Origin of the sequence: Cyanobium sp. T1B-Tous (assembly GCF_024345475.1) — a bacterium.
Classification (GTDB): Bacteria; Cyanobacteriota; Cyanobacteriia; order PCC-6307; family Cyanobiaceae; genus Cyanobium_A.
Map to the genome: position 1 here is coordinate 1 of NZ_JAGQBE010000089.1, position 7,718 is coordinate 7,718.

The 7,718-nt window shown below is 66.3% G+C and carries 12 protein-coding genes; 2 read left to right on the forward strand and 10 right to left on the reverse strand.

The window, feature by feature from the left end; translation table 11 throughout:
* The 10 genes from KBY71_RS13830 to KBY71_RS13875 form a co-directional block, all read right to left on the reverse strand.
* Positions 1-567 (reverse strand): hypothetical protein (locus KBY71_RS13830; protein WP_254929475.1); only part of this gene is annotated, 567 nt, incomplete at its 3' end.
* Complete coding sequence (locus tag KBY71_RS13835; protein WP_254929476.1) at positions 560-796, reverse strand: hypothetical protein; 237 nt, start codon at positions 794-796, stop codon at positions 560-562. The genes KBY71_RS13835 and KBY71_RS13830, both read right to left, overlap by 8 nt.
* Positions 793-1,512 carry a hypothetical protein gene (locus KBY71_RS13840; protein WP_254929477.1) on the reverse strand — a complete coding sequence of 240 codons (720 nt, stop codon included), beginning with the start codon at positions 1,510-1,512 and terminating at the stop codon, positions 793-795. Before KBY71_RS13840 ends, KBY71_RS13835 begins: the two co-directional genes overlap by 4 nt.
* A gap of 84 nt (positions 1,513-1,596) precedes the next feature.
* Positions 1,597-2,340 (reverse strand): hypothetical protein, encoded by a 744-nt coding sequence (locus KBY71_RS13845; protein WP_254929478.1) that lies wholly within the window; start codon positions 2,338-2,340, stop codon positions 1,597-1,599.
* A gap of 43 nt (positions 2,341-2,383) precedes the next feature.
* A complete protein-coding gene (locus KBY71_RS13850) occupies positions 2,384-2,563 on the reverse strand; it encodes a hypothetical protein (RefSeq protein ID WP_254929479.1) in 180 nt (59 codons plus the stop codon).
* Complete coding sequence (locus KBY71_RS13855) at positions 2,560-2,937, reverse strand: VRR-NUC domain-containing protein (RefSeq protein WP_254929480.1); 378 nt, start codon at positions 2,935-2,937, stop codon at positions 2,560-2,562. The genes KBY71_RS13850 and KBY71_RS13855 overlap by 4 nt, the downstream gene beginning before the upstream one ends.
* A gap of 98 nt (positions 2,938-3,035) precedes the next feature.
* Positions 3,036-3,278 carry a type II toxin-antitoxin system Phd/YefM family antitoxin gene (locus tag KBY71_RS13860; RefSeq protein ID WP_254929481.1) on the reverse strand — a complete coding sequence of 81 codons (243 nt, stop codon included), beginning with the start codon at positions 3,276-3,278 and terminating at the stop codon, positions 3,036-3,038.
* A 92-nt stretch (positions 3,279-3,370) separates the two neighbouring features.
* Positions 3,371-3,787, reverse strand: a complete 417-nt coding sequence (locus KBY71_RS13865; RefSeq protein ID WP_254929482.1) for a type II toxin-antitoxin system VapC family toxin — start codon at positions 3,785-3,787, stop codon at positions 3,371-3,373.
* Positions 3,788-3,840: 53 nt separating this feature from the next.
* Positions 3,841-4,098, reverse strand: a complete 258-nt coding sequence (locus KBY71_RS13870) for a FitA-like ribbon-helix-helix domain-containing protein (RefSeq protein WP_254929483.1) — start codon at positions 4,096-4,098, stop codon at positions 3,841-3,843.
* A gap of 74 nt (positions 4,099-4,172) precedes the next feature.
* Positions 4,173-5,600 (reverse strand): DEAD/DEAH box helicase, encoded by a 1,428-nt coding sequence (locus KBY71_RS13875; protein WP_254929484.1) that lies wholly within the window; start codon positions 5,598-5,600, stop codon positions 4,173-4,175.
* Positions 5,601-5,705: 105 nt separating this feature from the next.
* On the opposite strand from KBY71_RS13875, the gene KBY71_RS13880 reads away from it, so the two are divergent.
* Positions 5,706-5,909: a hypothetical protein gene (locus KBY71_RS13880; protein WP_254929485.1), complete on the forward strand. Its 204-nt coding sequence runs from the start codon at positions 5,706-5,708 to the stop codon at positions 5,907-5,909.
* A gap of 10 nt (positions 5,910-5,919) precedes the next feature.
* The coding region (locus KBY71_RS13885; protein ID WP_254929486.1) for a primase-helicase zinc-binding domain-containing protein at positions 5,920-7,718 on the forward strand (1,799 nt) is incomplete at its 3' end.

Consider the following 7,718-nt stretch of genomic DNA (forward strand, 5'->3'; position numbering starts at 1 on the left):
GAAGGCGGCCTCCTCGTCATCATCCACAACCCAGCCGACTCCAGCGGTGTAACCCTCCTGTTCCTCGAAGCCATCGGTGGGATCGACCTGCTCGTAGGGAACGAACTCGACGACCTGGACGGCACGGGGCTGGAAGGTCATGCCACAGCCGTTTTCGCCATCCCAGTCGTAGATGTCGAAGGCCACGACGACCTTGGAGCCGTTGCCGATGGCGGCCCCATCCCAGGGCTGCTTTTTGGCATCGACGATGCGTGGACCTTCGGACAGGGAGCCATCACGCCGCTGAAACTGCGGCACCTTGAAGCGCACCGCGGTGAGCTCGCTGGGCTTTTCCTTGTCCGGCTTCCAGGGGAAACCCTTCTCGGCGCGGCGCTTGCGGCTTCCATGCAGAGCGATGAACTGGTCCTCCATTGCCAGCAGGAACGACTGCGCCTTTTGGTCACTGTTGGGAAGCAGCAGATCGCAAGTCCAGGCCTTGGGTTTGCTCTTGTCGAGCTGGTGCCGAGGGGTGATCAGGTGGGCCCAGCGCACTTCGGCGAGGGGCGTGCGGAAGATCGTCTTAGCCATGGGTTGACTCGGGGTGAACGGTGGACGAGAGGGGTTGATCGAATGGGGCAAGCGGCGGCAGGCCAAGGCGCTCGCGCAGCAGGTGATGCACGGCGCCGCTGGCCGAGAGGTTGCGGGCTTGCATCAGCTCGCGGACCTGCAGGTAGACGTCTGTGCGGACCTGGGTCTGGATGACATGGCGACCGGCCCGTGAGCGGGGCTGCTCGCCATAGCGACGGGGCCTGCTCATGGCTCTGCGGGCGCTTGAGCGCCTTCGAACTCCTCGAGGAAGCGGTCGATGAAGGCGCTGTGCTGGTGCTGGGTGATGCGATCACCGATCGAGCGGGCATTGCGCGGCACCTGGAAGTGCTCACGGAACGCCGTGGTCAGCTCACGCCGCGCGGCTTGGGGAAGGGCAAGGATGCGCTGGTGCGTGGCCTCGATCTCTTGAGCCGTGAGCGGCTCCAGAGCGACATCACCGCCACCGGTGCCTTCACAGGGCTCGGATGCCTCAGGAGAGGACGCCTTCGCCGGCGAAGCGGGACGTTGCGCACCAGCAGAAGCAAGCTCAGCGCCAGTACTTGCCTCAGGCTCTACAGGCAGAGCCTTTGTGGCCAAAGGAATGCCCAGCAGCATGGCCAGCATCCAGCCGGAGGCCTGAAGTGGGTCGTCGACCTCGTCGGCCCACTCTTCACTGCTGACCTCGGCGCCACCGGCGTGCATCACCGTGACCCGCAGCTTGTGCCGGCCACGGATGTCGACCAGCTGGCTGCTGAAGGCAATGCCCTGGGCAAACGCCGGCCTGGCCGCTTCGACCACGGCGGCCAGGTCAAGGGACGGAACAGCCTGCACCTGTTCCTGGAAGGAGGCCAGGGCGGCCGTGAGGGCGCGCTCGGCGCCGCCTTTTTCGCCGAGCAGCTCAAGGGCGCCGGCTGGCACGTCTGCGCGTGCGGGGATCTGCGTCATGGCATCAGGGTGTCGGGCTCGTGCCCGCTGGCCTGAGCTTAGCGGCTTTCTAACGCGAGCTGCAATCGGTTGGCGTCCTCGGACTTATCCGGGCTCCTTCCTGCGTCGCCGGGCGGCCGGCTTGGGCGGTCCTGCCGGGTCGTCGGCTTCCCAGGCTCGGATCCACTCGTCAGGAAGGAACTGCTCGTCTTGCGTCCATAGTTGCGCCAGTTCGGAAGTGGAGTAGTCGTCGAGGGCCAGGACCTCGCGAAAACGCTTGCGGTACATCTCCGGGACCGACGCGGCGAGCTGCTCCAGCGCATCGGTGACGTCGGCGTCGCGCGTTCTGATCACACGACGCACATGGCGCCTCCAGTTCTGACAGAGATCCTCGGCTTCTTTCGACGAGAACGTGGGAGAGAGAACTGCCTGATATCTATCGGGGACTTCCAGATATCCGATGTAGCAGCTCCAGAATTCAACGGCACCCCAGGGCTTTGAATCGTTGCCCAGCAATGGCTCGGCGTATTCGAGCTGTTCTCGAATACGCAGGGATTTGACCCCTTCCAGTCGTCGATTGCTATCCAGCAACCTTCGGTTCAGTTCTTCGAGCTGGAAAAAAGCTTTCTGACGCAGCTCGCCGGCCTTGCCCTGCTCGATCACCGAGAGGTTGCCGTAGGAGATCACCTCAAACTTCGCTTCGGCACCCCACTCGCAGGCGGTGTACTGGGTCCAGCCGTTGCGGCGGCGCCAGTTCAACAGCATCTTCCCGAAGGCCCGACGTGACTCCTGTTGCCAGTCGAGGACGGCCTGGTAGGAGCGCCCCGTCAGGTCCATGTCGTATGTCATAGCCCGATTCTACGACCTGCTTGCCATTGCAAGCCAGAGCCTGTCAAGACTTGGCGGCATGGATTGAGTGGTTCGCCGGCTCGGCCAGCAGCTGTTTGACCTGCTGGCCGCTCAAGATCCGGCCCGTTTGAGCCTGAAAGCGCAGGGCAAGCGTGTACGGGTGTGCACCGGGATGGCAGCGAGCGAGCGCCTGCAGCTGCCGGCGAAGCTCGGGCCGAGTCATGCCGTTTGCTCTCCGACGGCGCTCAACGTCAGGACTGCCTGGGCCTGTTGAACCGAGCGGCAGACGGCAGCAAGGCCGCCAAGATCTTGCACCGCCTGCAGGAAGGCGCGCTGCTCCGGACTGACGACCCCGCAGTTCGTCTTGATCTCCAGGGCAACGAACTGAGCAATCCGCTGGCCAACCAGTTCAGGCGTGATCTCCAGCGAGCGCAGACCAATCAGGTCACTGCTGCCCTTGCACAACCCAAAGCGCACGAAGCGCCCCTGCTGGTCGACCAAAGCGCCGGTGTTGTTGCGCCAGAGCCGTACCGGTCCGCGGCCGCAGGCCAGGCGGATGCGCTGCTGGATCTCGTGTTCGCTGGTGGAGGAGGCCATACCTCCTGTTGCCGGGCAGGCCAGCGGCCTGCGGCAAGTATTGGCGGTTGCGTCTCAGCAGCCAATACCTTTTGACCAGAAAGTGCTGGCCACCTTGGTCACCAGCGAAGCTCGCTGCTCAGCTCTGGCAGCAGGGTGCCCATGCCATCAAGGATTGACTCACGCATCCCGGGAATCGAGACCAGATCGAGGGTGTCCTGGATGCCACGCCAGACCTCTTCTGAGATCAGCACGGCGTTTCGCTCCATCCCTGTGATCAGCAGCGGCTCGTGGGACGCGACTACCTGATCGATCAGGGCGTCCAATCCCTCGCCAGCGTCCTGCGCCGAGATGGTGTTCATGGCTTCTCAGCCAGAACCGATCTGGTCATGGGGATCCGATGCTTTGTGGCCATGTTCAACGTGACGGCGGCAGAAGCCAAGTCCAGGGCAGTTCAGGGCAAGTCCCAGGGATTGATCAACTCCAGCCCGATCTCGGCAAAGTCGGCCACGTTTCTTGTGGCCAGGGGAGCGCCATGGGCCAGCGCCGTGGCTGCGATCACCGCATCCGCTGTCGCCATGGGTCGGGCCAGCAATTCCCTCCGCAACAGCAGTTCGCCGTACCAGTGAGCCGCCTCGCTGGAGAAAGGCCAAATTCGGCCAGCGAACAGCTCGGTCGCCAGCGCATCCCAGCTCTGCTGCAGTTGCTGCTTACGGCGGCCATCCGGCAGCCGGGCCAGGCCGTGCAGGATTTCGGCTTCGTTCATGGCCGTGATCGCCACCGCCTCTGGATCAAGGCCATTGGCCCAGGCCAGCACCCGCGGCTCCGGCTGCGGCCGCATCAGCTCCGAGATCACATTGGTATCAAGCACGATCACAGCGGACTCTTCTCCTGTGACGTTCAATCTCCCGAGGTTTCCACTTCCTATTCGCCCGCGAACTGAGCGGGGATAGGCAGGGAAGAGCGTGCAGGCAGCTCCAGCTCCACGCCACCGAGCTGGGCGAAGTGCTCATGGATGCGACTCCCCAAACCCTTTCCCCCAGCGACAGGCTGCCGGGCTTCGATGGCGCTGCGGAGGATCGTGCGTGCTTCCTCCTCCATCGAGCGTCCATGGCGCGCGGCCTGAATGCGCAGCTGCGCTTTGGTGCTCTCGTCGAGGTTGCGGATGGTGAGGGTGGCCATGGACGACTCCCGCTTGCACTGACAGCATTGCAGTCAACGCTAAGGCCTCTGGCGGCTGCTCGCTTGCCCAGCGATTAAGTGCTGCGCTGCCGTGCAGCCCAGACGTGGTGGGCCCAGCCGGGCTTGTAGCCGCGTTCCTGCTCCCGCTGCAGCAAGTCCTCGAAGGTGCGGCAGCCGGCTGCCGGGTGCGTACGGCGTGGCCGGGCCTGCTGGAGCTGGGGGCGGTGCCGATCCGACCCGCTGATCTCGACCAGTTCACCCTCAAGCAGTTGGAGCCCACGGCGCTGCTCATCGCGTTCCTCGGCAAGAAACAGGTGGCCGCAGTCGGGGCAGACCTGTGCGGCACTGGGGCAACTGCAGAAGCAGACCGGGCAGTCCTTGATCGGAATCGAGACGCCCTCCCGGCGGCGGCGGCCAGCCAGGTTCCACGCGCGCTCATCGGTGGGCAGGCCATGGCGATGGGCATTGCCGACGTGATCGAGGATCACCGCCTCTTGCTTGCCCGGTGCGGGACGCAGGGCCCGGCCGACCATCTGCAGATAGAGCGACAAGGACGCAGTTGGGCGCATCAGGATCGCGCCGCCCACTGAGGGGATGTCGGTGCCCTCGGAAATGATCATGCAGCTGGTGAGCACCTCCACCTCCCCGGTGCCGAGCCCGGCGATCAAGCGTTTGCGCTCCTCTGCTGACGTGCCGCCGCTCACTGACGCGGCCCTGATCCCCGCAGCGCGGAAGGCGCCAGCCATCTGTTCGGCGTGCTCGATCGTGCAGCAAAAGCAGATGGCCGTGCCGGGGTGCAGCCGGCGCAGGTAGTGCGACACCGCATCACCGATCGCGGCCCGATCCCCGAAGGCGCGCGCCGCCTGCTCCAGGTCGTACTCGCCCATCCGCTGGTGGAGTTCGGGACCCTGCCCCTTGCTGTTCCTGGCACCTGGCCAGGAGAAGACCTTGGGCCGGGCCAGCCAGCCCTGGTCCACCAGCCAGGCCGCAGAGGGCCCCAGCACCAGGGCCTCGAAAAAGCCGCCGGCCTCTACGCCCAACCCTTTGCCATCGAGGCGTTCGGGCGTGGCGGTCTTGCCGATCAGATGCGCCTCTGGCCAGGTGTTGATGATCCGGCCCCAGACGTTGCCGGCCACCAGGTGATGGGCCTCGTCCTGAATGATCAGATCCGGCGCTGACAGCTGCCCCAGCCGCCGGGCCACGGTCTGCACCGAGCCAACCGCCACCTGCCGGCCCTGCAGCCGGTGGCCGGGGGCGATCACATCGGGCTCGAGCCCCCAGGCCCGAACGGTGCCCGTGAGCTGCTCGATCAGCTCGGCCCGGTGGGCCAGCACCAGCACCTTCCTGCCCTTGCGGGCAGCGCCGCGGGCGATGGCGCCGATGGTCTGGCCTTTGCCCGCGCCGGTGGGCATGACGGCACAGACCCGCCGGTGGGCCTTGAGGGCCGCGCGGAGATCGGCCAGCAACTGCAGCTGGTAGTCACGCAGAACGATTGACGGCATTGGCACCAGATCGAGCGGGACGACTGCTAGCCGCTCGCCTTCTTTGGCTCAGGCTAGCGAGGCATGGCCAAAGCTATTAGGCTGCAGATCACGAGCAATGGCCTGATGTCCGACTACGCCCTGCCGGTGAGTGTCTCGATCACCCAGCAGCAACTCGCCTGGCTGGATGCCCGCAGGCGTCACGGCTCCCTCAGCCGCTCGGCGGCACTGCGGCAGGTGCTGGATGCCGCCATGGACCGCGAACTCCTGCTGGACAGACCGGATCGGGCATCACCGAATCCCGCCGCGACCTCAACAGCGAGCAGGTGAGCCGGAACCCATGGCCTCTGATGCCATTACTGCGGCCCGTGGCCGCTGGCCGGAGATCCTGGCTGCCCTGGCGGGACTGAGCGGCGAGCAGCTCAGCAATCGCCATCAGCCCTGCCCACTCTGCGGCGGGACGGATCGCTACCGCTTTGACGACAAGGACGGCAGTGGCTCCTGGTTCTGCAACCAGTGCGGCGGCAAGGACCAGCGCGGCGGCGCTGGCTCCGGCATCGACCTGCTGCTGCGCCGGCAGGGCTGGAGCTTTGTGGAGGCCGCCCGGCAGGTGGAGGCCTTCCTTGGCCTGGTGCCTGATCACCAGGACACCCGTGCCGATAGGGGCACCAGTCGAAACGGCAAGCCCTGGCGGATGCCTGACAAACCTCCCGCCGATGCCCAGCCACCGCCGTTGAACCGCGGGGCCACCGCCCAGTGGGCCTACCGCAATGGCGCAGGGGAAGTGCTGTTCTGGATCCAACGGATCCGGCTGCGTAACGGCGGCAAAGCCTTCCTGCATCGCGTCTGGCTGGACGGGGACTGGCATCGCCCCAGCCGCCGCGACGCCTTCAGCTGCGACTGGCCCACCCCCAGGCCGCTCTACGGACTGCCGAATCTGCTGGAGCGCCCCAACGCTCCGGTGCTGGTGGTGGAAGGGGAGAGCACCGCCGATGCGGCTGCACGCCTGTTCCCGCAGCACGTGGTGCTCACTTGGGCCAATGGCTCCAAGGCGATCGCCAAGGCGGACTGGACGCCGCTAGCCGGCCGCTCGGTGACGCTCTGGCCCGATGCCGATGCCGCGGGCCTGGAAGCCATGCAGAGCCTGACCGCCCTGCTGCACCCGCTCGACTGCCAGCTGCAACTGGTGGCTCTGCCGGCGGACTTGCCCCAGGGCTGGGACCTAGCCGATGCCGACTGGACACCCCAGCAGGCCGCCCGACAGCTGGCGAAAGCAGCCCAGCCATGGAGCCCCGCCGACGCGGGTGCTGCTGGCGATGACGCTGGTGCTCCGCCAGTGACAGCGCCTGCTGCACCCCCAAACCCGGGCACGCCTTTTCAGTGCCTTGGCTACGACGCGGACGCGAACTTCTATCAACCCGGCAGCACCGGTCAGGTGATCCGCCTGCCCCGGGGTTGCCACACCGCCACCCACCTGGTGGCCTTGGCACCACTGGAGTACTGGGAGAGCCTCTACCCCAGCCGGACCGGTGTGAACTGGCCGGCGGCAGCCAGTGATCTGCACAAGAGCTCGGCCGCGATGGGGATCTTTGCGGTGGAGCGCATCCGCGGCCGCGGGGCCTGGTGGGATGAGGGCCGCACCGTGCTGCACCTCGGTGATCGCTTGATCACTCCCGATGGGGAGCACCCGATCACCAAACCCTTCCGCTCGCGGCACATCTACCAACGCCTCAAGCGCCTGGAGGGGCCCTGCGGCGTTGAGCCCCTGACCGTGCAAGAAGCAGGTGTGATCGTGGGCATCGCCAACCGCTTTCGCTGGGAGGTGCCGGCCTCCGGCACCCTGCTGCTGGGCTGGGTGGTGCTGGCTCCGATCTGCGGTGCCCTGCGCTGGCGGCCCCATCTCTGGCTGACAGCGGGTGCCGGCTCAGGCAAGAGCCAGATCCTCGATCGCTTCGTGGCGCCGCTACTCGGCGATTTGAGCCTGGTGGTGGTGGGCGCGACCACAGAAGCCGGCCTGCGCCAGACCATCTGCTGCGACGCCGTGCCGGTGGTCTTCGATGAGGCGGAGAGCAACGAGAAGGGCGACCAGCAGCGCATGCAGGCGATCCTGTCGCTGGCGCGGGTGGCCAGCAGCGAGAG

Excerpts from the sequence above, each read along its gene's own strand:
- KBY71_RS13835 (WP_254929476.1), bottom strand. The coding sequence starts at position 796 with ATGAGCAGGCCCCGTCGCTATGGCGAGCAGCCCCGCTCACGGGCCGGT.
- KBY71_RS13840 (WP_254929477.1), bottom strand. The coding sequence starts at position 1,512 with ATGACGCAGATCCCCGCACGCGCAGACGTGCCAGCCGGCGCCCTTGAG.
- KBY71_RS13845 (WP_254929478.1), bottom strand. The coding sequence starts at position 2,340 with ATGACATACGACATGGACCTGACGGGGCGCTCCTACCAGGCCGTCCTC.
- KBY71_RS13850 (WP_254929479.1), bottom strand. The coding sequence starts at position 2,563 with ATGACTCGGCCCGAGCTTCGCCGGCAGCTGCAGGCGCTCGCTCGCTGC.
- KBY71_RS13855 (WP_254929480.1), bottom strand. The coding sequence starts at position 2,937 with ATGGCCTCCTCCACCAGCGAACACGAGATCCAGCAGCGCATCCGCCTG.
- KBY71_RS13860 (WP_254929481.1), bottom strand. The coding sequence starts at position 3,278 with ATGAACACCATCTCGGCGCAGGACGCTGGCGAGGGATTGGACGCCCTG.
- KBY71_RS13870 (WP_254929483.1), bottom strand. The coding sequence starts at position 4,098 with ATGGCCACCCTCACCATCCGCAACCTCGACGAGAGCACCAAAGCGCAG.
- KBY71_RS13875 (WP_254929484.1), bottom strand. The coding sequence starts at position 5,600 with ATGCCGTCAATCGTTCTGCGTGACTACCAGCTGCAGTTGCTGGCCGAT.
- KBY71_RS13880 (WP_254929485.1), top strand. The coding sequence starts at position 5,706 with ATGTCCGACTACGCCCTGCCGGTGAGTGTCTCGATCACCCAGCAGCAA.